The organism is Thermodesulfobacterium thermophilum DSM 1276, assembly GCF_000421605.1.
In the GTDB taxonomy this organism is placed as follows: domain Bacteria; phylum Desulfobacterota; class Thermodesulfobacteria; order Thermodesulfobacteriales; family Thermodesulfobacteriaceae; genus Thermodesulfobacterium; species Thermodesulfobacterium thermophilum.
This window is the reverse complement of record NZ_ATXI01000017.1, coordinates 1-22,521: the sequence shown is the minus strand read 5'-3', so window position 1 is coordinate 22,521 and position 22,521 is coordinate 1. Positions and strand designations below refer to the sequence as shown.

Here is a 22,521-nt window from a genome sequence, read left to right as displayed (position 1 = left end):
CACCTGAACAAAATCAAATTTGATTTCAGCCAGTTTCAGACAAAAATTGATTATCGGAAAATTATCGGAACAAGGAGATTCTTAAAAAGCGATTTTGATTTTAAGAAAACACGCGCCCGGCAGGACTCGAACCTGCAACCTTTGGATTCGTAGTCCAATGCTCTATCCGATTGAGCTACGGGCGCATACACTTTAAAATATAACAGTTTTTTAGGTTAATGCAACCTAATTTAGTGTGTATTTTATCCTTCTAAAAACCTTTTAAACTCCTCGAAAAACTCTCCTGCCCTTTCCTTAAAAAAGTAATCGGTAATACTTTCAGTATAAGCACTTTCTTCAGGATTGACCTCTATTATTTTAGCACCTGATCTCTTAGCTTCGTAAGGTAAATAAGCGGCAGGATAAACTACTCCTGAAGTTCCTATAATAATAAGAGCTTTACACCTTTTTATTAACTCAAAAGCTTGGTTTAAAGCCTCTTCCGGAAGTGGTTCCCCAAAAAATACGATTTCAGGTTTTAAGGCTTTACCACATTTTTCACATTTAGGACAGGGAAACATCTTTAGAAACTCCTCGGTAAAACGATATTTTTTCCCACAATTAAGGCATACTAAACTTTCTCCACTTCCATGAAGCTCTATTACTTTTTTACTTCCAGCTTTTTGGTGAAGGTTGTCTATGTTTTGAGTTATTACTCCTTCAAGATAGCCTCTATTTTCAAGCTCTGCCAGAACTAAATGGGCAGGATTGGGGGTTGCCTCTTTAAAACACTGGTACATCTCTCTTAGCATCATCCATACTTTTTCAGGATTCTTTATAAAAGTCTCTATATAAGCATATTCTTCAGGATTATACTTAGTCCAGAGACCTTTGGCTCCTCTAAAAGGGGGTATCCCACTTTCTACCGAGATCCCAGCTCCGGTAAAAGCTACTATCCCACCTTGTTTTATCAGCTCTACAACTTCTTTTACAAGTTCTTCTTTTCTATTCATAACTTTTACCCCTTTAAGGTTTATTAGCTAAAGGATTAGGGATTATGATACATCCGTCTATACCTTTTAATTCTAAAGCCAGCCCCGTTTTTTGCAAAATTCCTGTTAATAAACAAGCTATGCTATCAAGTTCGTCTTGCGTATAGGGCCTATTTTCTATAAAAACCTCTAAGTGAGACAAAAACTTTTTAAAAAAGTCTAAAATAGCCTTTTTATCTTTTCTTTTTATATGATAAACATCATAAAACGCTCCGGGAAAGACCTCGTAAACCTCGATATCCTTAGCTATTAAGAAATCTCTTAGTTTCATACCTCGTTCAGTAAGTTTTCTCATACCTCCAAGGGTAATGGGAAAAAATTTAATCTTCAACTCTCGAAGTTTCAGATCGCATTCTCTAAAATGATACTCATTTCGTTGTTCTATATCACACCTACCATAAGGCAAACTTAAAGGGGCATCTATATAAACATATTTAAACTTTACTGCTTTTTCAAGAAGTAGCTCATCTTCATAAACCAATTGGGTGAGCAAAACCTTATCCTTAATGTAGGCTAACCCTGTAGGCTTTTTAGGAGAACCTGCAAGGTCTATTCCTAAAAAATCTTCTAACTCTATCTTTGGTAACTTTATTTCGTTAAGCATTTCTGGATATCCTTTATGGTTCTAATTAAAACTCTCTTTAACCTTAAAACCTACCTCTATCCCTTTAACCCTCTCTATCCCTTGACATTTGTAAATTTTTATTTAATTTATTTTTCTAAATAAAATTTGCAAGTTTTAGGGGGGAAGATTTATGTTAAATGTTTTTAGGACTTTTTTGTTTTTAGCTATTCTTACCGTTCTTTTTATCTTTGTAGGTAAACTAATAGGTGGACAAACAGGAATGACTATAGCCCTTATCATGGCTGGTTTGATGAACTTTATCGCCTACTTTTTTTCTGATAAAATCGTTTTGGCTACAAGTGGTGCTATTCCTGTAGAAAAACACGAAGATCCTGAGCTTCATGCTATGGTAGAGGAGGTAGCAAGAAGAGCTGGGATTCCTAAACCTAAGGTTTATGTTATTCCTGTAGAAACTCCTAATGCATTTGCTACTGGTAGAAATCCAAAAAATGGAGTAGTTGCGGTAACCGCAGGGATTAGAAAACTTCTTACCCCTGAAGAGCTTAAAGGGGTCATAGCCCATGAAATAGCTCACATCAAAAACCGAGACATTTTGATTTCAACGATCGCAGCTGTGCTGGTTGGTGCTATCACCTATTTAGCTCACATGGCCCAGTGGGCGATGATATTTGGTGGTTTTAGCAGAGATGAGGAAGAAAACAATAATCCTCTTGCCATTGTGGTTACTTTGGTGGCTATTATTATCATCCCTATAGCCGCTACTCTTATTCAGTTAGCTATAAGTAGAAGTAGAGAGTTTTTAGCAGACGAAACAGGCGCTAAAATCATCAAAAATCCTTTAGCTTTAGCTCGTGCTTTAGAAAAGCTTGAAAATTGGAACAGAGCCTATCCTATGGACATAAATCCTGCCAAGGCTCAGATGTTTATCGTAAACCCTCTTTCAGGAAAAACCCTTTTTAAGCTTCTTTCTACCCACCCACCTATAGAAGAAAGGGTAGCAAGGCTTGTTCAACTTGCCAAAGAAATAAGATAAGAATATCCTGTAAACATAGGAGTTTCTTTGTCTTCCGAACTTTTTTCTTTCTTAAAAAAGATTTTATCTTTTCTTAAACCCTTTTGGAAAACTTTTCTGTTAGGGCTTTTTTTTGCGGTGGTTAGTTCTTTAATCACAGGAGCAAGCACCTGGGCTATTAAACCTATCTTTAATTTTGTTTTTGTTGAAAAACATCACGAGTATTTTTTTCTTGTTCCTCTTTTGATGGTAGTAGTCTTTAGCTTGATGGGAATTACTTCCTTGCTTCAAGCGTATTTTATGAAAGCCGTCTCTGCAGGGGTGATAAATAACCTTAGGTTGAGATTGTTCCAAAAGTTTCTTTATCTTCCTGTAGAGAAAATAGCAGTACAAACACATGGACAGGCTGTGTCAAAGGTGATAAATGACACCGCTCAGATAGAGCCCATCTTAGGTGAAGCGTTAACTACTATTTTTCAAAGCTCCTTTTCAGTGTTAGTATTGATAGGGGTTGCGCTGTATCAACGCTGGGACCTCACATTGTTAGCCTTTATTACCTTCCCGGTAATCATCTTTGGTAGTAAAGCCTTAGGGGCTAAAACCCGAAAAGCAAGAAAGCTTGCCCAGGCTTCTACCGGAGAATTAACCCACAAGATGCAAGAACTTTTGCAGGGAATAAAAGAAATAAAACTTAGTCCTTCTCCAGAAAAGGTAATAGAACTCTTTTCTAAAGAGCTTGAGCGCTTTTACAGATGGAGCCTTAAAATTACCAAATACAGAGAAGGATCTAAAAGTTTAGTAGATGTAGTTACAGGAATAGGTGGTGCTCTGGTTATAGGATATGGAGGTTTTCTTACCATCAATGGTGCTATGAGCCCTGGAAGTTTTCTATCTGTATTAACGGCTATCCTACTTATTTTTAACCCTATAAGAAAGCTTTCCAGAGCCTACACATATTTAAAAGAGGCTCAAGGTGCCTGGGTAAGGATAGAAGAGGTCCTTAACCTTCCGGTTGAAACAGGAGGAAACCTAAAGGCTCTTCCCCCTAAACAAGGCTTTACCTTTAACGAATTATATTTTCGTTATATTTCAAGCCCAGACTGGACGCTAAAAAACATCAATCTTTTCTTACCTGCTAATAAGCTTATTGCCTTCGTTGGCCCAAGTGGTTCTGGTAAAACCACTTTAGCTTCCCTCCTCCCAAGGTTCTTAGAACCTCAAAAGGGGGAAATACTCTTAGACAATACAAACCTCAAAGAGTTTGAAATCGTTAGTTTGAGAAATCTTTTCGGAATGGTCCTTCAGGAACCTTTTTTGTTTAACCTTAGCATAAAAGAAAACCTTCTTATCTCAAAACCTGAGGCTTCAGAAAAAGAAATCATAGAAGCCTGCAAGTTAGCTAAAGCCCACGATTTTATCTTAACCCTTCCTAAAGGGTATGATACCGTATTAGGAGAAGAAGGTTTTAATCTTTCAGGTGGTCAAAAGCAAAGAATAGCTCTTGCCAGGGTTTTTCTCAAAAAACCACCTATCATCATTTTAGACGAAGCCACAAGTCAGCTTGATGCCATTACCGAAGAGGCTATTCAAGAGGCTTTAGACCGTTTAAAAGGAAGACACACCATCATCATCATAGCCCACAGGCTTTCAACCGTCACTAAGGCTGACCTTATTTTTGTGTTTGAAAAAGGCGAAATCGTTTCTCAAGGCACCCATCGACAATTACTTGAAACCTCCTCTCTTTACAGAAACCTCTATCAAACCTTTCAAAAATGTAGTTGACCTAATTTTTCTTTAATTGCCTGAAAAACTTCTTCAGGTAAGATAGATTTCATACAATCCCACTGAGAACATTTCTTTTTAAAACATGGGCTGCATTTTAATCTACTTTGTAAAATTTTAAAATCACCTCCCCAAGGACCTGTTCTGTAAGGAGAGGTAGGTCCAAATAGAGCTATGGTAGGAACTTTTAAAGCTGAGGCAATATGCATAGGGCCTGTATCAACGGTTACCACAAGTTTACTTTTTTGAATAAGGCCTATCAACTCTTTTAACCTCATTTTTCCTACCAAAGATTTTACCTCTCGGTGTTTTTCTTCCATCAAACCTGCCCAGTTTTTTAATTCCTCTTCCTTGGGGCCCCCTGTAAGATAAATCTTAATTTCGGGATATGCCTTTAAAGTTAACTCTATGAGTTTTTCCCAATGAGAAAAGATCCACCATTTAGTTTTCCATCTGGCAGAAGGAATAAAAACTATGTATGGTTTTTCAACCAGATCTAACGGAGGGAACAATCCTGGCAAAACCGCTTCAGGAATGCTGTCTACCATTTCTTCAAAACCTTGATATATAAGACGTATTGCCTGTTTGGTTAAGTTTAAATAACGTTTTACTGCGTGGATCTCAGGGTCATAGCTAGGAAGTTTTATGTTGTAAAAAATAGGGCTTAACTCACGGTGATTTTCAAACCCCACTTTAAACTTAGCTTTAGTTAAACCTATTACTATCCCACTTTTAAAAAGCCCCTGATAATCTATGGCTAAATCGTAAGTTTCTTCTCTCAAATTTCTGATAAAAGCTTTCAGTTTACCAGGGTTCTTAAGGTCTTTTTTAGAAAAAACTATTACCTTCCTTAAATAAGGATGTCCTCTTAAGACCTCTGCGTTTCTTTCGTCTACCACCCAGTCGATGATACTTTGAGGATGATGTTGTTTTATAAGGGTTAAACATGGAAGGGTTTGCACTACATCTCCCAAGGCTGAAAGCTTTACCAAAAGAATCTTCATCAAACTTTATTAAAGGTTTTTTATGATGATTTCAGCAGCTTCTTTCAGGTCTTTAGCAACCCAGTCAGGATAAATCCCCTTTTTGGGGGCTACATACTTTAACTCACCCTTACCATATCCTGTTAAAACAAGAATGGTCTTTATCCCTAATCTTTTTCCAGTCTCAACGTCTACAATTTTATCCCCGACAAAATAAGACTTCTCAAGGTCTATCGGATATTTTTCTAAAGCCTGTAAAACCAAACCAGGGTTTGGTTTTCGACAATTACACCCTTCATTTGGACCATGCAAACAAACAAAAAAATCATCCAGTTTAACACCTTTTTTAGCAAGTCTTCTTGCGATAAGCTGGTTCACCTCAAAAACCAAATATTCTGGGAAATATCCTCTTGCTGGTCCGCTCTGGTTGGTGATAACGATAAGCTTAAACCCTCTGTCTTGTAGTAGTTTTAAACCTTCGGCTACTCCAGGTAAAAAACGGACCCTAGAGAGGTCATTGATATAACCCATTTCTTCGTTGATAGTACCGTCTCTGTCAAGAAAAACTGCTGGCTTTTTATCCATACTCAGATTAATTTAAAATGTGAAATTTATATTCATAGACTAAAAATTCTTTATTTGGCTTTAAAGTGGTACTAAATCCATATTTTTTCTCTAAGTCTTCAAGGTAATGAATTTCCTCACCTATGATTTCTGAAAGGTCAGGATGGATTTCGATCTCTATTTTTTTGTTTTTGATATGAGGTGCCATTTTGATAAGCCTTCTTAAAATTTCATAGTAGATTGTCTTTTTACTTTTGATACTCCCCTCACCATGACAATAAGGGCAGCTTTCTAAAAAGATCTTATAAAGAGAATCTCTTTTCCTTTCGCGGGTCATTTGTAAAATACCAAACGCAGAAATAGGTAGAAAACTATTTTTAGCTTTATCCTTTTTTAAAGCTTCTTTTAACGTTTGCACCACTAACTCTTGGTGTTCTGGATTTTCCATATCTATAAAGTCTATGATAATTAATCCACCTATATTTCTAAGTCTTAGTTGATAGGCAATTTCTTCGGCAGCCTCTAAGTTTATCTTATAAACAGTTTCTTCTAATTCTTTGGTACCGGTATACCTTCCTGTGTTCACGTCTATGGCAGTAAAGGCCTCACAAGGTTCTATCACGATAAAACCACCTGACTTGAGCCAAACCTTACGAGAAAGAATTTTCTTTATATCGATCTGGATTCCATGGGCTAAAAAAATATCTTCTTTTCCTTGATAAAGTTCTACATAGGGAGCTAAATTAGGAAAATAACGTTCTAAAAAATTTTTAATCTCTCTAAAAAAATCCTTATCGTCTACCACTATCTCTGAGATGTCTTTGGTAAATAAGTCTCTTATGGCACGAAGGGCGATGTTTAGCTCTTCATACACCAGAGCCGGAGCCTTCATTTTTTCAGCTTTTTCTTTTATTTCCCCCCAAAGACACAGCAAAAAATCCATCTCTGCCTTAAGCTCTTCTTCCGTAGCACCGACTGCAGCTGTCCTTATAATCCAACCTGTGTTTGGTGGCTTTATCTTCTCTAAAATTTCTCTCAGCCTTATTCTTTCCTTTTCATCCCTTATTTTTCTTGAAATACCTATTCTATTCATGTAAGGGAGATAAACCAGATAGTGTCCAGGTAGAGTTAAGTTGGTAGAAACCCTCGCTCCCTTATTTCCTAAAGGTTCTTTGATCACCTGCACAAGGATTTCTTGCCCTTCTTTCAATACTTCATGCAGATTTGCCATAAAAACTGTATCTTTTTCCCACTCTATTTCTGAAGAAGGCATGATGTCATCACCAAACAAAAAAGCTGTGCGGGCAAGACCAAGGTCAAGAAAAGCAGAGTTAATACCAGGAACTACCCTGACCACCTTTCCTTTGTAAATATTACCTACTAAACCTTTTTCTGAGGGCCTTTCTACATAAAATTCAACCAACTGCCCGTTTTCTACCAGACCTACTCTTATCTCAAAAGGAGCATAATTAATAAGCAACTTAGCCATGGTTATAAACAGAGTTTCCTTAAAAATTCTCTTATAAGTTTTTCTAACCGTTTTTCTGCCTTTTTAGACTGCTCAACCACCTCAGAAAAAAGAATAGGGGCAAAGTTATCTGGATCATTTACGTTTGAAATAACAGAAATACCCAAAACCTTTAATCCTGCATGAACTGCCACTATCACCTCTGGCACAGTAGACATACCAACAGCATCTGCCCCTATCATCCGTAAAAACCTTGTTTCAGCAGGAGTTTCAAGACTTGGACCTGGAACAGCTACATATACCCCTTCCCTTATATCTTCTCCAAGATCTAACGCAACTTTTTTAAAAAGCTCTCTCATTTCTTTATCGTAAGCACATGACATATCAGGAAATCTTGGTCCCCATTCTTCGTTATTTAGTCCTCTAAGAGGATTATCAGGGATCAGGTTTATATGGTCTTTTATCACCATCAAGTCACCAGGTTTAAAGTTTAGGTTTAGCCCTCCTGCGGCGTTAGACACTAAGTATAGTTTAGGTCTAAAAAGACTTAAAACCCTTAAAGGAAAGGTTATCTCTTTCGCTGAATAACCTTCATAAAAGTGAAATCTTCCCTGTAAAACAGCTACCTTTTTGTTTTCTAAAATTCCAAAAACAAGTTCTCCTCTATGGGTTTCTACTGTAGACCGAGGAAAGTTAGGCAGGTCACGATAAGGGAAAACAGCCAATTTGTTGACTCTATCCCCCAAAGAAGAAAGACCTGTGCCTAAGGTTATGATGATCTCTGGTTGGAAAGGAGCGATTTTTTTTAAATAATCAAAAGTTTCTTTTACTTTTTCAAAGTATTCTCTGTCTTTTTTTTCCATTTTGTTTTTTAGCCAATTTTAAAACTGATCGGTAAACTTAGGTCTCCCAAGATCGTCTATCTCTATTACCTTAACCCGCACCACCTCACCTACGTTATAAACGCTTTTCAAATCCTTTGGAGGGTTTACCATTTTTGAAACATGTAAAAGACCTATCTTACCTGGCAAAACCTCAATAAAAAGTCCATAGGGCTCTACCCTGGTTATCTTTCCTTCATAAATCTTGCCTATTTCTACCTCAGATACAAGAGCTTCTATCAGTTTTTTCGCTAAATCTACCTCTTCTTGAGTTTGTCCAGTAATACTGACTTTACCTCCCTCTAACACCCAGATGCTGGTATTTGTTTTTTCTTTGATCTCCTTAACTGTCTTTCCCCCTGGACCTATTATAAGATGGGTTTTATCTTCAGGAACGGTTATGATTTCGATCTTTGGAGCATAGGGAGAAAGGGTCTTTCTTGGTTCAGGTATAGCCTCATACATCTTATCCAAGATAAAATCTCTTGCCTTTTTAGCCTTTGAAAGAGCCTCGGCTAAAACCTCTTTAGAAAGCCCCTTAGTCTTAATATCCATCTGAATACTGGTAATCCCATCCTTAGTGCCAGCTACCTTAAAATCCATATCCCCAAGCTGGTCTTCTTCTCCTAAAATATCTGTGATTACTAAAGATTTTCCCTCTTCTAAAACAAGCCCCATCGCAATCCCTGCTACATGCTTAGAAATAGGAACTCCTGCATCAAACAATGCTAAAGAACCGGCACAAACCGTTGCCATGGAGGAAGAACCGTTTGATTCAAAAACGTTAGCTACCACCCTGATTATATAAGGAAAACCCTCTTCCTCTGGAATTAAAGGTTCTAAAGCCCTTTCAGCTAAAGCCCCATGACCTATCTCCCTTCTTCTCGGGGGTCCCCAAGGTCTGGCTTCTCCGGTGCAAAAAGGAGGAAAGTTATAATGAAGCATAAACCTCTTAAAAACCTCTCCCTCATAAATACTTTCTACCAACTGAGCCTCTTCTCTTGAACCTAAGGTAACACTGGCAAAAACCTGGGTTTGTCCTCTGGTAAAAACTGCACTCCCATGAGGTCTCTCAAAGGGATGGATCTTAATATCTATAGGCCTTATCTCATCAGGGGTTCTTCCGTCAATCCTTTTACCCTCTTTAAAAAGTTTCTCTCTCATTACCTTGCTTATCAGTTTTTTATACTGATACCCCAGTAAAACTTTCTGCAAGGTTATGGTTTCATACTGATTGACAAATTCTTCAAAAATTTGAGATAACGCAGCCTTCCTTTGAAGTTTATCTTGTATGCTTAAAGCCTCTGCAATTCTTGGTTTAGCAAAACTGTTTAAGGTTTCTATAATATTTAACCAATCAGAAGGCAACTCTACATTCACCTTAGGTTTTCCTAAGTCTTCTATAAGTTTCTTTTGAGCCTCTATCAAGGGTTTAGTTCTATCTAAAACCAAATAAAGCGCCTCAAGAACAGCCTCTTCTTCTACCTCTTTTCCTCCTCCTTCTACCATCACGATAGCATCTTCAGAGCAGGACACAATCAGCTCTAAGTCTGCCTGTTGTCTTTGCTCATAGGTGGGATTTAAAATAAACTCTCCGTTTACTCTTACAACCCTAAAACCTGCGATAGGGCCTTCAAACGGTGCTTGAGACAGCATCAAAGCAGCTGAAGCCCCAGTAATAGCTAATACGTCTGGGTCATATTTTTCATCAGCCGAAAGGGTTAAGGCTGTCACCACCACATCATAAAAAAAACCTTCAGGAAAAAGAGGTCTAACAGACCTGTCTATAACCCGAGATACCAAAATTTCTCTATCTGTAGGTTTCCCTTCTCTTTTTATAAAACCTCCAGGTATCTTCCCCCATGCTGAAGACTGCTCTCTATAGTCTACCGAAAGGGGGGTAAAATCTACCCCTTCTACCAAAGACTGCCCTATAACTGCTGTTACCAAAACAGCTGTATCCCCCTGTCTTACTACAACTGACCCGTCAGCAAACTTAGCATATTCTCCAGTTTCAATAACAATCGGATCTCCCCATCCCAGATCTACCGACAATCTTTTCATATACTACTCCCTTAATTTTTTGCTTAGATAAGTTTAGAGTATAAACTTAAAAATGCAAGAACTTTTGAGTTTAGTTCTAAAAGGTTATCATATATTAATTTTAATATATACTCAGCTTAATAAGTTGTCCAGCATAAACTATAGCCCCTCTCAAGATTAGAGTTCCTGCAATTACCAGTATAGCAGCTATGTTCATCCTCAAAATTTGACCTCTGGTAAACTGATGAGGAAGTCCGTGCTCTTCAAACTCGGTAATTTCTCCGATTTTCATACGTAAGGCAAGAGGTAAAAATAAAAAGATTAGTATCAAGGCAAGGGTATAAATAAAATACTCTCCTTTAAACGAAAAGAAAGGTTCTAACGCCCTTTTGTAAGGTGCAGAAGAAACATATAACCCATAGAAATAAAGAGGTATAAGCAAAAGTTCTATGACGATAAGCCATACGTCTATTTTTGTAAAAAGATACTTGATTTCTACATCCTTGGCTATGATAACTATCAAAGCTGCTCCTGCTGAAAGAGCAGAAACCAAAAACAAAATGGGAAGGGTTGCGTTATTCCACAACGGAACAGCCAAAAAAGAGGCTAAAAGAATACCGGTATAGATAGCTAAAAAAATACCAGCCACAAAGTTAATTTTGGCAATCAGTCTCATTTTTGGTTTTAGCCTATCTGAAAATCTTTTCAAAAATTCAAACCTTAAATAATGTTTTTGTTCTTCAGGCAACACAGCAAGGATGTATAAAGCATTAAAAAAAAGAACTAAAGGAACACCCCAAGTACCCCAAGACATAAGAGAAAGAGGCTGAAAGGTCAAATATCCCCAGTAAAGATGCCATGGGGCTTTAATTTCAAGGATGATAAAAAGAGCACCTACAGCAAGCATGACAAAGGCAATCAAAGGAGCTCTTACACATTTGGCTAACTCTTCTACTGTTTTGGTAGGCCTAAGGTTGGCGATAGAACACATAACCAAGGTTCCTGCAGCCAATCCTCCTAAAAATAGATATAACACTATCCTCCAGTCCCATACCTCAAAATGAGGAAAAGTAATAGAGTTGGTCCCGGTAATGGTTATTTCTACCATGGTTAAAACCCCCCTGGGAATCTTTTGTTAACGTAAAAAATACGAGGTTTAGTACCTGCCCATTCAAGCCTTACAGCAGCATCGTGGGTCCTTAAAAGTTTAGACACCTCACTTTCAGGGTCATCTAAATCTCCAAAAATCCTCGATTTTCCTAAACAAGTTTCTACACAAGCAGGTAATTTTCCTTCTTTTAGTCTGTGCTGACAAAAAGTACACTTATCAGCTGTTCCATCAGGACGAATGTATCTTGCATCATAAGGACAGGCCAAAATACAGGCTTTACATCCAATACACTTTTTATGGTCTATTTGAACGGTTCCATCTTTTGCCCTGTGAGAAGCTCTGGTAGGACAAGCATCTATACAAGGAGCAATTTCACAGTGATTACAAAGTTCTGACCTGAGTTCCATCCTGAGGTTGGGAAACTCTCCTCTGACCTCTTCTACCACCCTTGTCCTAAAATAACCCTCTGCTACCTTATTCTCCTTTTTACAGGCTATAACACAAGCCATACACCCTACACATTTTTCTACATCTATAACCATAGCATATCTTGGCATTTTATGTCACCTCCTTTTAAGCCTTCTCTATCTTAACAAAATTAACCCTCATTCCCACACTTCCAGAAATCGGGTCTACAGCATATCTGGTTATCAGCTGTTGGTCGTCTGCACCGTTTAAATAAGCTCTTTTTAGCATAGGAGAAAAACTTCCAAACCCATGAGGGACATAAACACAATCTGGCCTAATCCTTTCGGTAACCTTTAGCTTAACCTTATTGCTTTTAACTCCATCCTGGTTAACAAGCACCACATAATCTCCGTTTTTAAGTCTTAATTGTTTAGCCACCTTAGCGTTAACCCAGGCAGCATTTTCTTTCATAAGCTCCCATAAAGAAGGATTGTTGGTAGTCCTTGAGAAGGTATGCACAGGTACCCTACCATAAATAAGTCTAAAATACCCTTTAGGTGGTTGTTCATGTCTGGTATAGGTAGGAATAGGAGGAAACCCTGCTTCCTCTAATTGCTTGCTATAGAGTTCTATCTTGCCAGAAGGAGTTTTAAATTTAAACTCAGAAGCCTCATTGATGTAAGGATTGGCAGTGCCTGGTATCTCTATATAACCTTTCTGTTTAAGCTCTTCAAAGTTTAATCCAAGAGCCTCACATTTAGCCTTAAGAAAATCTTCAAAATCATTATAAGGAAAATATTCCTTTAAACCGAGCCTTACTCCTAACTCTTTTGCTATCCACCAACCAGGTTTGGTATCATACATCGGATTAACCACAGATTGTCTCAAGGCTACCCCTATACTTCTTTCTTTTACCACAAAAATATCGTCATATCTTTCTAAATAGGTACACTCTGGGAGAACCACATCTGCATAAAGCACATGATCAAAGGGCATCATATCAACCGCTACTACAAGGTCTAACTTCTTAATAGCCTCGATGGTATCCCTCTGGTTGGGGGTAGATTTAATAAGGTTAGTCCCTGTAATCAACCATCCTTTTATAGGATAAGGTTTTTCAGTAAGAGTTGTTTTTATAATCTCAGGTATAACTCCTTCTTCTCTGGTAAAGGGGTAAGGACCTTTATGTATCTCAGGTTTTTGATTTTCTGGATAAGGAATTCCACAAAAGTCTCCAAAACCATAATAAGGCAAAGGATTCTTTGGTGGAAGATATATACCCCCTGGCCTTCCATAAGCTCCTAAAAGGGCAGTAAGAATAGCTATCGCTCTTACCCTTTGAGTATTGTCTCCATACCAGGCAGTATGTCTTCCAGGATGAATTAATACAGAAGGTTTGTTTTTACCCATAATTCTTGCTGTCTCTATGATCAAAGAAGCAGGTATGTCTGTTTCTTTTTCAGCCCATTGAGGAGTATATTCTTTAACTGCTTCAGCCAGTTTTTCAAATCCTTCGGTATATTTAGCCACATACTCTCTGTCATAAAGCCCCTCTGTTATTATTACGTTTATCCAGGCCAAAAGTAGGGCAAGGTCAGTAGCTGGTTTGATAGGAAGCCAGTATTTAGCCTTACTTGCTGCGGTAGAAAACCTTGGGTCTACTACGATAACTGTAGCTCCCTTTCCAACAGCCTCTGCAAACTCCTGACACATGGAGTTATGTGCATTTTCTCCTATATGAAACCCCATCAATACGATAACTTTACTATTCTTTAAATCTACCCTTTCTGGATTACCCACAGGTGCCCCAAAGGTAAGTTTAAAGGCTATGTCTCTTGCCCCTCTACAAAGGGCATAAGAAGGCATACCCAAATTAGGAGAACCATAGGCCCATAAAAGATGAACAAAATAAGTAGATATAGTTCCATGGGTAAAGAGGGCTACAGACTCAGGACCATAAGTTTCTTTAATCTTAAGCATCTTTTCTGCTACATAATTTAGAGCCTCATCCCACGAAGCCTTTTTAAACTTACCCTCTCCTCTTTGTCCAACCCTTATCAAAGGATGTTTTAGCCTGTCTGGGTCATAAAGAAGCCCTATTCCTCCATGACCTCTGGCACAAAGTTTACCTCTTGATTGAGGATGTGCAGGATGTCCGTCAAGCTTAACCACCTTTCCGTCTACTACCTTTGCCATAACCCCACATCTCCAAAAACACATTTCACAAACCGTAGGAACATATACCGGTTTACCTTCGGGTTTACGCCCTAAACCTAATAATCTATCTACCTGAGTAGCCCCTACAACTCCAATTCCTCCAGAAGCAGCAACTACCTTCAAAAAATCTCTTCTTGACCATCTCATTCCTTAAACCTCCTTGATCTTTTCTAAGCCCTTTAAGAAATTAGTTTAAAAAAGAGATATAAAAAGTCAAGATTAAACGCAAACATTTGTTGAAAATTTAGAAAGGACAGTCCTAAAAAGAACTAAAAAAGAAAAAAATCAAATCTAAAAGATAAACAGGGTAATTAAGATTCTAATTTCTTTAAAAGTTCGTTTAAACTTAGGTTAAGACCGCTTTTATCTCTTTTTATCATCCCACCGATCTTTATAAAAGTTTCTTTTTCTTCTCTTTTCAGAAAAACCCAAAGGGTTTTAGGATCAAGAAAATATACTCCTATCAACCCAAAGATCATCAACAGAAAACCTGCGTAAACCAACCAAACTCCTGGGTCTTTTTTAACTTGAAGCACGCTCATGTAAAACTTATCAACCGGGCCTTTAAGTTCAAGTTTCCCTACATTTTTACCTATCTTAAACTCTGAGACTTTACCCTCGATAGCGAAAATCTCGTCCCCTTCCCCTGTTTCTTGATCTAATAGATTAAACTTAGCTACCACAAAACCTTGATGAGCCATATAGGCATCAAGGATAAGCACGTATCTATCACCTATTTCTGCAGGTACCGTAGGATCAACCTGTTTTTCGAAGGTTTTCCCGTCTATACTTACTCTTATAGTAAATTTAGGCAATTCTTCATAGCTTGCTTGATAAAAGGTAATTCCCTTATATTTAGCCGGCTGGTTAACCTTGATTAAAGCATCTACTGTTTTATTGTTTTTTTCTATAAAAGTCACATTTGAAACATACTCTTTAGGAGTCCCGTCTGGATAAATTTCCATCGTAAACTTATTAAGTTTCACAGAAAAATCAAGGATCACAGGGTTATTTCTTCTAAAAAGGTTAACCTGATTAGAGGTTTCCCCTTCTAATAAATACATGTTACCTCTAAAACCCCAAATAGCACCTACGATAGCCCCTGCTATTATCAGAACCAAAGAAAAATGGACTAAATATACCGCTAAATACCCTATACGATTTTTATCCTGATAAAACAAAACTCCTTCTGAAGTTTCCTTCTGTTTAAACCCTAAGGTTTGTAATAAATTTATCAGTTGAGAAAAATCTTTTTTTACTCTTGTTTCCTGGGAATTAGGCAATTTATGGGGGTCAACCTCTGTCGGATCTTTCTTAAAAAGCCTCCAGCTAAACTTAACTCTTTTTATCGAACAGCTAACAAGGTTTACCATGAAAAAGAACAGTAAAAATATGTACCATACAGAATGATAAAAATCATCAAGCTGAAAAGCAAGGATCAACCGGCCTAAGGATGGTCCGTATTTCATCAAGTAAAAATCTGAAGGTTGAACCTGAGGAATAATAGTTCCTAAAATGGAGAAAAAAGCTATAAGGAAAAATAAAACTATGGCAACCTTAATCGAAGAAATAAAATCCCATATTGACCTCATTCCTCACTCCTTTGGGTTAGTTTAAAAAACTTTTTTAAAAATAACATATAAAAATTTTTAAATCAACCCATAACCTCACCTTGAAAAACCTGTAATTTAGGTTTTAATTGGAAAGTAAATATTATCGAAAAAGGGGTTTTTATGAAAATGTTAAAAAATAAAAAGTTATTTTACCCCTTAGTTGGAGTTATTCTTTTAATAATCATAGCCTTTTCAAACGGATTTAGCAAAGAAAAAAACGATGAAATATATAAGTATTTAAAGCTCTTTTCTCAGGTGTTAAAACTCATAGAAGACAACTATGTAATAGAGGTTTCACCTAAGGACCTTATCTATGGAGCTATAAATGGAATGCTAAATTCTTTAGACCCTTATTCTTCTTTGATGAAGCCTGAGGAGTTCAAGGAGCTTGAGATAGAAACCAAGGGAACCTTTACCGGTATTGGGATCGAGATTACCATAAAAGACGACGTAATCACTGTCGTTGCCCCGATAGAAGATACTCCTGCTTGGAAAGCAGGTATCAAGCCAGGAGATAAAATTTTAAAGATAGAAGATAAACCTACCAAAGGGATGAGTCTTACAGAGGCGGTTAAACTCTTAAGAGGTCCTAAAGGAACAAAGGTAAAAATAACCATTCTCAGGAACGATAAAGACATAAAAGAACTCACCCTGGTTAGGGATGTGATTCCTATAAAAAGTGTTAAGGTTAAGGTTCTTGAGCCTGGCTACGTCTACGTGAGAATTACCAACTTTCAAGAAAAAACCCATCAAGAGTTGATAGATGCTTTGGAAGAGCTTGAGAAAAAGGAACTAAAAGGTATAGTATTAGACCTTAGATATAATCCAGGAGGACTTTTATCCTCGGCTATAGATGTAGCAGATGAATTTTTGGAAAAAGGAGTGATTGTTTCTATAAAGGGGAAGTCTAAAGATTCAGGAATGGTGTTTGAAGCCAAACCTAACCCCTCTAACAGAAAACACCATTATCCTATCGTAATCCTTATAAACCACGGCACAGCCTCAGCCTCTGAAATAGTCACCGGTGCGTTAAAGGACCATAAAAGAGCCCTTGTCCTTGGTCAGAAAAGTTTTGGTAAAGGAAGGGTCCAAACTGTTATCCCTCTTGATGACGGATACGCTGTAAAACTAACTACTGCTTTTTATTACACCCCAAGTGGAGTTTGCATCGATAAAATCGGTATCTCTCCTGACATAGAAATACCTGCGATGGTTGAAGCTACTACTAAAGAAAAACCTAAGGACAAAGACGAAGAGGATTTACTAAAACCTTGGACCTCTCCTGAAGAAGATTTTCAGGTAAAGATGGCGGTCTCTATCTTGAAAAACCTAAAAGAAATTTCTAAGTTGAAATTTTAATGTTTGACCCCAAGGTTTTTATCCTTTTAACACCTGTTTTGTTGCTGGCCTTGACGGTCCATGAGTTTTCTCATGGCCTTGTAGCTTATCTTTTAGGGGATCCTACCCCTAAACTCGCAAAAAGGCTTAGCTTAAACCCTATTAAACATCTTGATTTTTTTGGAACGTTAACTTTGTTTCTTACCCAAGCCATAGGCTGGGCCAAACCAGTACCTATCAACCCCAACTATTTTAAAAACCCCTGGAGGGACATGGCTCTTGTTTCTATAGCTGGACCTTTATCCAACATCTTGCTTGCCTTTATCTTTGGGTTCCTTTTTCATTTATTTTATGGCTTAAATTTAAACTACTCCTCTTTTGTGATTTCCCAACCTCTTGCCCTAATGTGCTTTTTAGGTATAAAAATAAATCTTGGTCTGGCTATCTTTAACCTTTTGCCTATTCCCCCTTTAGACGGGAGTAAGGTTATTGTTAAATTTTTACCAAAAACCTGGAGATTTAACTACCTAAGACTTGAAATGTTTGGGTTTATCTTTATTTTAATTTTAGCCATAACCGGTGTGCTTAGCAAGTTTATCTACCCTATATTAAACTGGTTCACCAATCTGATTTTAGGGATTACCAGTATAGGTAGTATTTAAAAATCATGGAAAAATCAACGTTAATACTTTGGCTTCTTACCATAACCCTTTGGGGAATATGTCCGATCATAGAAAAAATAGGTCTTAAAAACGTAGACCCTCTTTTAGCGCTTTTCATCAGGACCTCTGCCGCTCTTATAGGATTAAGCTTAGCTGTTTTTCTCACAGGGGCGTTTAAACCAGAAGTACTAAACCTTAAAAATATAGCCGTATTATCGTTAAGCGGGATCTTAGGAGGCTTTTTGGGGATGTTAACCTATTTTACCCTGCTTAAATCCCAAAATGCCTCTCAAATAGTTCCGCTAACCTCGGTATATCCTTTGGTTTCTACTCTGTTTGCTATCTTGTTTTTAAAAGAAGAGTTGCATATTGTAAAAATCTTAGCTGTCTTTCTCATCGTATCTGGGATTTTTCTTTTGTTTAAAAATCCTTAATATCTAAATCTTGGCTATTCACTATAATTCTTAATCACTCTAAATCCCAACCCAAACAAAATAACACAATAAAAAACAAGGACTAAAACACATCCTAAGGACCAAGTATCGAAGGTTTCCTTTCTTATAAGGATGTTTGTATAGGTAAGAGGTAACACAAAAACCACAGGTTTTAAAAATTCAGGGATACGTTCTATCGGAAAAAAGGTTCCGCAGAAAAACCCCATAGGAAGGATGAAAAAGTTAAAATACGTAGCTGTTTCTTCATGGCCTTTAGCAGACATTCCTACCAAAAAACCAAGGCTTGCAAACAAAAAACAGTTTAGCAAAAGAGCCAACAAAAAAGGTATGGATAACCCAAAGTTAGGATAAGTCAAAAATCCCACAACGATGATCAAGCTTGCGGCAAAAAGTCCCTTTAACATTCCAGCAAGCACCTCTCCGATGATTATGGCACTGTAAGAAATAGGAGCAAGGTACAACACTTGAAAGGTTTTAAAATAAAGTCGATTAAGGTTTATAGAGTTGGCAATCCAGGTATAAGAGTTGGTCATAGAGGTCATGGCTACCAATCCTGGGATAAGAAAACCGAGATAACTTTTACCTTCCATCTGAACCATCCTTCCAAGCCCAAGGCCAAAAACGATAAAATAGATAATAGGGAGCATCATGGCAGAAAGGAGATATCCAAACTTTAAAAGTCTTCTTCTAAAAATCAAAAGTTCTCTCAAAAACACAGGATACCAATCCATCATTCTATCCTTTCTCCTGTAAGTTTGATAAAAATGTCTTCCAAATTAGTCTCTCTGATAATCACAGGCAATTCGTTTTTCTTAGCAAATTCATAGGCTTCTTCTTTAGTCTTAAAAGTCCACAGTTTTAGCCTTCCTTCTTTATCTGTATATTCTACGGTAAAAAGCCCTACTGATTGTTTAAGCGCTGAAGGAGTACCAAGGGCTATTAGCCTTCCTTTGGATAAGATACCTACCCTATCACAAAGAGCCTCTGCCTCTTCTATGTAATGGGTGGTAAGAAATACCGTTTTGTTTTGTTTTTTTATTCTTTTTATTATTTCCCAAAGATGTCTTCTTATCTGAGGGTCAAGTCCGATAGATGGTTCGTCTAAAAACAAAACCTGTGGGTCTGAAAGCAACGCCCTTGCCAGAAGAAGCCTCCTTTGCATCCCACCTGAAAGTTTAGAAACTAAGGCATCCTTTCTCTCCCAAAGGCCTACATTTTCTAACAAATCTTTGATTTTTTCTTTTAACTGACTTATTTTATGAAGTTTTCCATAGATAAACATATTCTCGTATACTGTCAAATCTCTATCTAAGTTATTTTCCTGAGGAACCACACCGATAAATTTTTTTATTTCATAGGCCTTTTCTATCACATCAAAACCGTTGATAAAACATCTCCCAGCATCAGGCTTGGTTAAAGTAGTTAAAATTTTTACTATGGTAGTTTTTCCTGCACCGTTTGGACCAAGAAGTCCAAAAATCTCTCCTGATTTTATCTCAAAACTTACCCCATCAACTGCCTTGACCTTCCCATAGTATTTAACAAGCCCTTCAACCTTAATCATAAAAAAACCCTTTCATCGACAAATAACTAACATAAAAAGAATTTTTCTTCACTTTTTCAACCAACTTTTTTAAAGTTAATAATACCTTGTATTTAAGCACTATGCAATCCTAAATCCTTAGGAAAATTCAAAATATTCTTCTACCCGTTCTTTTACTCCAAAATCATTCAAACAGTCAAAACGATAACAGTAAAAAGGGAATTAAGACTTTTTGGACATAGAGAAAACAACTTACCCCTTATTTTTCAAAAATTATCTCTTAAAACAATTTGCCTTGTTAAAATAGATCTTTAATAGAATAGGCTACAGGGCAGGGAATGATTTGAGAGGTTAGTTTGTAGGAGGATGGTATGACCTACCAGTAGTAACCTGCCCTATTTAAAAAATATGGGTGATTGATAGGTTTATTGAAGGGGTTTACGTGTGGTGAGTGTGGTAGGGAATAGATGTCTGAAAGGGTGTTTTACACCTTAGGAATGGTGCCGGGGGCGGGACTTGAACCCGCACGGAGGTATCTCCACTGGATCCTGAATCCAGCGCGTCTACCTATTCCGCCACCCCGGCAAGCTGTGGATATTTTAAAAGGAGTTCTTCTTCAGGCAGCGGCTTCTCAAACAAAAATCCTTGCACATAATTAAACTCTAATTTTCTTATTATAGCAAGCTGTTCCTCTGTTTCAACCCCCTCTGCTAAACTTTCTATCCCTAACCTCTTTGCCAATAACACGATTACCTCAACCAAATCTTTATCCCTCTTGTTTTCAACCACACCTTGTATAAAACTCCTGTCCACCTTTATTACATCTACAGGTAAATCCCTTAAATAACTTAACGCACAATACCCTGTCCCAAAATCATCTATCAAAACCCCTATCCCCTTCTCTCTCATCCTCCTTATCACCTCACTCGCATACCCCACATCCTCTATAAACACCCTCTCTGTTATCTCTAAATTCACCATCTTACCACTAAACTTATTTAAAAACCTCTCAACAAACCCCTTCTTACTAAACGACCTCCCTGATATATTAACTGAAATCGGAACCCTAAACCTCCTTACCTTTTTCTCTATCTCTTCAAACATCCACTCCTCAAACTTAGGTAAAAACCTGCTTCTCTCCAAATAATCTATAAACTCCGAAGGATTATAAATCTTACCGTCTACCTTTATCCTCACCAATGCCTCTATCCCCGCCAAACTCAAATCCTCTGCCCTAAAATATGGCTGATAGTAAAACACAAACCACCTATTTTCTAAAGCTTTTTCTAACAATTGGTCTAAAGATATAATCTTCTGGGCTTTTAACTCCATATATGAAGCAAAAAAACTCAACTCACCTGCTCCTCCCCTCTTAGCCTCACTTAACGCCAATGAAGCCTTCTCTAATAGGTCTTTTACATCTCTCCCGTCTCTTGGATAATAACTAATACCCATGTTAGTAGCAACCACTACTTCTTCTTCATCTATCTTTACCTTTATCTCCCTAAGCAAACTAAGCTTGTCTATCAATCCCCTAACATCTTCATAATCTTCCTTCCTCAGAAAACATCCAAACTCATCTGCCCCAAGTCGAGCTATCAAATCCTTACTTCCTGGGAAAATACCCTGTAAAACCTTACCAATCTCCTTTAAAACCCTATTCCCTACCTCAAAACCATAAGTCCGGTTGATGTAAGTAAAGTTAAATATGTCTATAACTACCAAAAACCCCTCAACCACTTCACCTAAAATCTTATTAACCTCTTTCTCAAAACCTTCAACATTCAAAAGACCTGTGAGAGGATCCCCTAAGATAACCCTCTTTAACTTTGCTATCAACTTTCGCTGCTCACTAACATTCCTGCCTAAAAAAATAAACCTTCTTACCCCTCCTCCAACCTCTATGGGATAGACCTTCATCTCTATATATCTTTTTCTTATAGGACAAAACAATACATCCTCAAATTTATCTCCTTCTTGAGATACAAACTTCAAAAATACAGGATAAAAATCAGAACCATCAGATAGCTTAAAACCAAACATCTCTATAGATTGCCCAACAATCTCATCAAAAGACATACCACATCCCCTCAACACTGTCTCGTTACAGAAAACTATCTTACCTTTCTCATCTAAAATCATTACAGCTGCAGGAGATTTAAGAAGAGCTTGAGAGATGATAACATTGTTTCTAATCTCCTCTATCCTCTTTAACGCAAACTCGATGTCTCCCTTTAAGCTCCTCTAAAAGCTCTAAAGTCTCATCGGTAAAAAAATTGGACTCCTTGGCATAAAGCCCTAACACACAATAAGGATTACCATCTCTATAGATAGGTATCCCTGCTACTGAAAGATACTGCCTCTTCAAAGCCTCTTCCCTCCAAGGACAAAAACAAGGGTCAGTTCTTATGTCAGAAATTATGACAATTCTGTTTTCTCTTAATGCTGTACCCAAAGCCTCTCTTCCCTCAGGAACATCTCCACTTACGGAAACCCTGATTTTTTCAAAAAGTCCTGCCTCATATCCATAGTAATACTTAGGCTTGATAAGTAATGTCTCCCAATCCGGAAATCCTACCCAAACAAACCTAAGCCCTATCTTTTCTACCAGGTTTTTACAAATCTTCTCAAAAACCTCCTCTTCAGTAAGGGAACTGGTTATCGTCTGGTTAACCTCTCTAAGCATCAAAACTATGTTTTCAAGCCTCTTCTGCCTGGTAATGTCTATCAAAACCACAAAACCTGCTGGCTTACCCTGATAGGTGATGGTGTTAGCAAAAGTAAGGGTATACCTTATCTCCCCAGTTTTCCTTAAAATTTTTAA

The 22,521-nt window shown here is 37.5% G+C and carries 20 protein-coding genes and 2 tRNA genes; 5 read left to right on the top strand and 17 right to left on the bottom strand.

Annotation, left to right across the window (positions count from 1 at the left end):
• Positions 1 to 111: 111 nt before the first annotated feature.
• The 3 genes from H529_RS0107925 to H529_RS0107915 form a co-directional block, all read right to left on the bottom strand.
• Positions 112 to 185, bottom strand: a tRNA-Arg gene (locus H529_RS0107925).
• Positions 186 to 242: 57 nt separating this feature from the next.
• A complete protein-coding gene (locus H529_RS0107920; protein ID WP_022855984.1) occupies positions 243 to 992 on the bottom strand; it encodes an SIR2 family NAD-dependent protein deacylase in 750 nt (249 codons plus the stop codon).
• Positions 993 to 1,005: 13 nt separating this feature from the next.
• Complete coding sequence (locus tag H529_RS0107915) at positions 1,006 to 1,635, bottom strand: DUF429 domain-containing protein (RefSeq protein ID WP_022855983.1); 630 nt, start codon at positions 1,633 to 1,635, stop codon at positions 1,006 to 1,008.
• Between the two features lie 151 nt (positions 1,636 to 1,786).
• Here H529_RS0107915 and H529_RS0107910 point away from each other — a divergent pair, with 151 nt between their 5' ends.
• Both H529_RS0107910 and H529_RS10640 read left to right on the top strand, forming a co-directional pair.
• The gene (locus H529_RS0107910) at positions 1,787 to 2,650 is read left to right on the top strand and encodes a zinc metalloprotease HtpX (RefSeq protein ID WP_022855982.1); all 864 of its coding nucleotides are present in this window, start codon (positions 1,787 to 1,789) and stop codon (positions 2,648 to 2,650) included.
• A gap of 27 nt (positions 2,651 to 2,677) precedes the next feature.
• Entirely contained in the window at positions 2,678 to 4,411 is a 1,734-nt protein-coding gene (locus tag H529_RS10640) for an ABC transporter ATP-binding protein (RefSeq protein ID WP_022855981.1), read from the top strand.
• Here the strand turns inward: H529_RS10640 and waaC are convergent.
• The 9 genes from waaC to resB form a co-directional block, all read right to left on the bottom strand.
• On the bottom strand, positions 4,396 to 5,415 hold the full coding sequence (gene waaC, locus H529_RS0107900; RefSeq protein WP_022855980.1) for a lipopolysaccharide heptosyltransferase I: 1,020 nt from the start codon (positions 5,413 to 5,415) through the stop codon (positions 4,396 to 4,398). The genes H529_RS10640 and waaC overlap by 16 nt on opposite strands.
• Before the next feature lie 9 nt (positions 5,416 to 5,424).
• Complete coding sequence (locus tag H529_RS0107895; protein ID WP_022855979.1) at positions 5,425 to 5,979, bottom strand: D-glycero-alpha-D-manno-heptose-1,7-bisphosphate 7-phosphatase; 555 nt, start codon at positions 5,977 to 5,979, stop codon at positions 5,425 to 5,427.
• 7 nt (positions 5,980 to 5,986) lie between these two features.
• Positions 5,987 to 7,447 (bottom strand): Rne/Rng family ribonuclease, encoded by a 1,461-nt coding sequence (locus tag H529_RS0107890; protein ID WP_022855978.1) that lies wholly within the window; start codon positions 7,445 to 7,447, stop codon positions 5,987 to 5,989.
• Positions 7,448 to 7,449: 2 nt separating this feature from the next.
• Positions 7,450 to 8,289 carry a purine-nucleoside phosphorylase gene (locus H529_RS0107885; RefSeq protein ID WP_022855977.1) on the bottom strand — a complete coding sequence of 280 codons (840 nt, stop codon included), beginning with the start codon at positions 8,287 to 8,289 and terminating at the stop codon, positions 7,450 to 7,452.
• Positions 8,290 to 8,307: 18 nt separating this feature from the next.
• Positions 8,308 to 10,371 (bottom strand): polyribonucleotide nucleotidyltransferase, encoded by a 2,064-nt coding sequence (locus H529_RS10635; protein WP_022855976.1) that lies wholly within the window; start codon positions 10,369 to 10,371, stop codon positions 8,308 to 8,310.
• 100 nt (positions 10,372 to 10,471) lie between these two features.
• On the bottom strand, positions 10,472 to 11,458 hold the full coding sequence (gene nrfD, locus H529_RS0107875; protein ID WP_022855975.1) for an NrfD/PsrC family molybdoenzyme membrane anchor subunit: 987 nt from the start codon (positions 11,456 to 11,458) through the stop codon (positions 10,472 to 10,474).
• 2 nt (positions 11,459 to 11,460) lie between these two features.
• Positions 11,461 to 12,018 carry a 4Fe-4S dicluster domain-containing protein gene (locus H529_RS0107870; RefSeq protein ID WP_022855974.1) on the bottom strand — a complete coding sequence of 186 codons (558 nt, stop codon included), beginning with the start codon at positions 12,016 to 12,018 and terminating at the stop codon, positions 11,461 to 11,463.
• A 16-nt stretch (positions 12,019 to 12,034) separates the two neighbouring features.
• On the bottom strand, positions 12,035 to 14,233 hold the full coding sequence (locus H529_RS0107865; protein ID WP_022855973.1) for a molybdopterin-containing oxidoreductase family protein: 2,199 nt from the start codon (positions 14,231 to 14,233) through the stop codon (positions 12,035 to 12,037).
• 164 nt (positions 14,234 to 14,397) lie between these two features.
• A complete protein-coding gene (resB, locus tag H529_RS0107860; protein WP_022855972.1) occupies positions 14,398 to 15,678 on the bottom strand; it encodes a cytochrome c biogenesis protein ResB in 1,281 nt (426 codons plus the stop codon).
• Between the two features lie 141 nt (positions 15,679 to 15,819).
• Here resB and H529_RS0107855 point away from each other — a divergent pair, with 141 nt between their 5' ends.
• From H529_RS0107855 to H529_RS0107845, 3 genes are read left to right on the top strand one after another with little or no spacing between them, the layout of a single operon-like run.
• Positions 15,820 to 17,058 (top strand): S41 family peptidase, encoded by a 1,239-nt coding sequence (locus H529_RS0107855; protein WP_022855971.1) that lies wholly within the window; start codon positions 15,820 to 15,822, stop codon positions 17,056 to 17,058.
• On the top strand, positions 17,058 to 17,699 hold the full coding sequence (locus H529_RS0107850; protein ID WP_022855970.1) for a site-2 protease family protein: 642 nt from the start codon (positions 17,058 to 17,060) through the stop codon (positions 17,697 to 17,699). Before H529_RS0107855 ends, H529_RS0107850 begins: the two co-directional genes overlap by 1 nt.
• Positions 17,700 to 17,704: 5 nt before the next feature.
• A complete protein-coding gene (locus H529_RS0107845; RefSeq protein WP_022855969.1) occupies positions 17,705 to 18,133 on the top strand; it encodes an EamA family transporter in 429 nt (142 codons plus the stop codon).
• 14 nt (positions 18,134 to 18,147) lie between these two features.
• On the opposite strand, the gene H529_RS0107840 is transcribed toward H529_RS0107845, so the two are convergent.
• The 5 genes from H529_RS0107840 to H529_RS10625 form a co-directional block, all read right to left on the bottom strand.
• Positions 18,148 to 18,888 (bottom strand): ABC transporter permease, encoded by a 741-nt coding sequence (locus tag H529_RS0107840; protein WP_028843133.1) that lies wholly within the window; start codon positions 18,886 to 18,888, stop codon positions 18,148 to 18,150.
• Positions 18,885 to 19,718: an ABC transporter ATP-binding protein gene (locus H529_RS0107835; protein ID WP_022855967.1), complete on the bottom strand. Its 834-nt coding sequence runs from the start codon at positions 19,716 to 19,718 to the stop codon at positions 18,885 to 18,887. Before H529_RS0107835 ends, H529_RS0107840 begins: the two co-directional genes overlap by 4 nt.
• Positions 19,719 to 20,195: 477 nt before the next feature.
• Positions 20,196 to 20,282 (bottom strand) — tRNA-Leu (locus H529_RS0107830).
• Positions 20,265 to 21,875, bottom strand: a complete 1,611-nt coding sequence (locus H529_RS11495) for a sensor domain-containing protein (protein ID WP_281166824.1) — start codon at positions 21,873 to 21,875, stop codon at positions 20,265 to 20,267. Before H529_RS11495 ends, H529_RS0107830 begins: the two co-directional genes overlap by 18 nt.
• A gap of 13 nt (positions 21,876 to 21,888) precedes the next feature.
• Positions 21,889 to 22,521 (bottom strand): GAF domain-containing protein (locus tag H529_RS10625; protein ID WP_033396994.1); only part of this gene is annotated, 633 nt, incomplete at its 5' end.

Excerpts from the sequence above, each read along its gene's own strand:
- H529_RS0107920 (WP_022855984.1), bottom strand. The coding sequence starts at position 992 with ATGAATAGAAAAGAAGAACTTGTAAAAGAAGTTGTAGAGCTGATAAAA.
- H529_RS0107915 (WP_022855983.1), bottom strand. The coding sequence starts at position 1,635 with ATGCTTAACGAAATAAAGTTACCAAAGATAGAGTTAGAAGATTTTTTA.
- H529_RS0107910 (WP_022855982.1), top strand. The coding sequence starts at position 1,787 with ATGTTAAATGTTTTTAGGACTTTTTTGTTTTTAGCTATTCTTACCGTT.
- waaC (WP_022855980.1), bottom strand. The coding sequence starts at position 5,415 with ATGAAGATTCTTTTGGTAAAGCTTTCAGCCTTGGGAGATGTAGTGCAA.
- H529_RS0107895 (WP_022855979.1), bottom strand. The coding sequence starts at position 5,979 with ATGGATAAAAAGCCAGCAGTTTTTCTTGACAGAGACGGTACTATCAAC.
- H529_RS0107890 (WP_022855978.1), bottom strand. The coding sequence starts at position 7,447 with ATGGCTAAGTTGCTTATTAATTATGCTCCTTTTGAGATAAGAGTAGGT.
- H529_RS0107885 (WP_022855977.1), bottom strand. The coding sequence starts at position 8,289 with ATGGAAAAAAAAGACAGAGAATACTTTGAAAAAGTAAAAGAAACTTTT.
- H529_RS10635 (WP_022855976.1), bottom strand. The coding sequence starts at position 10,371 with ATGAAAAGATTGTCGGTAGATCTGGGATGGGGAGATCCGATTGTTATT.
- nrfD (WP_022855975.1), bottom strand. The coding sequence starts at position 11,458 with ATGGTAGAAATAACCATTACCGGGACCAACTCTATTACTTTTCCTCAT.
- H529_RS0107870 (WP_022855974.1), bottom strand. The coding sequence starts at position 12,018 with ATGCCAAGATATGCTATGGTTATAGATGTAGAAAAATGTGTAGGGTGT.
- H529_RS0107865 (WP_022855973.1), bottom strand. The coding sequence starts at position 14,233 with ATGAGATGGTCAAGAAGAGATTTTTTGAAGGTAGTTGCTGCTTCTGGA.
- resB (WP_022855972.1), bottom strand. The coding sequence starts at position 15,678 with ATGAGGTCAATATGGGATTTTATTTCTTCGATTAAGGTTGCCATAGTT.
- H529_RS0107855 (WP_022855971.1), top strand. The coding sequence starts at position 15,820 with ATGAAAATGTTAAAAAATAAAAAGTTATTTTACCCCTTAGTTGGAGTT.
- H529_RS0107850 (WP_022855970.1), top strand. The coding sequence starts at position 17,058 with ATGTTTGACCCCAAGGTTTTTATCCTTTTAACACCTGTTTTGTTGCTG.
- H529_RS0107845 (WP_022855969.1), top strand. The coding sequence starts at position 17,705 with ATGGAAAAATCAACGTTAATACTTTGGCTTCTTACCATAACCCTTTGG.
- H529_RS0107840 (WP_028843133.1), bottom strand. The coding sequence starts at position 18,888 with ATGATGGATTGGTATCCTGTGTTTTTGAGAGAACTTTTGATTTTTAGA.
- H529_RS0107835 (WP_022855967.1), bottom strand. The coding sequence starts at position 19,718 with ATGATTAAGGTTGAAGGGCTTGTTAAATACTATGGGAAGGTCAAGGCA.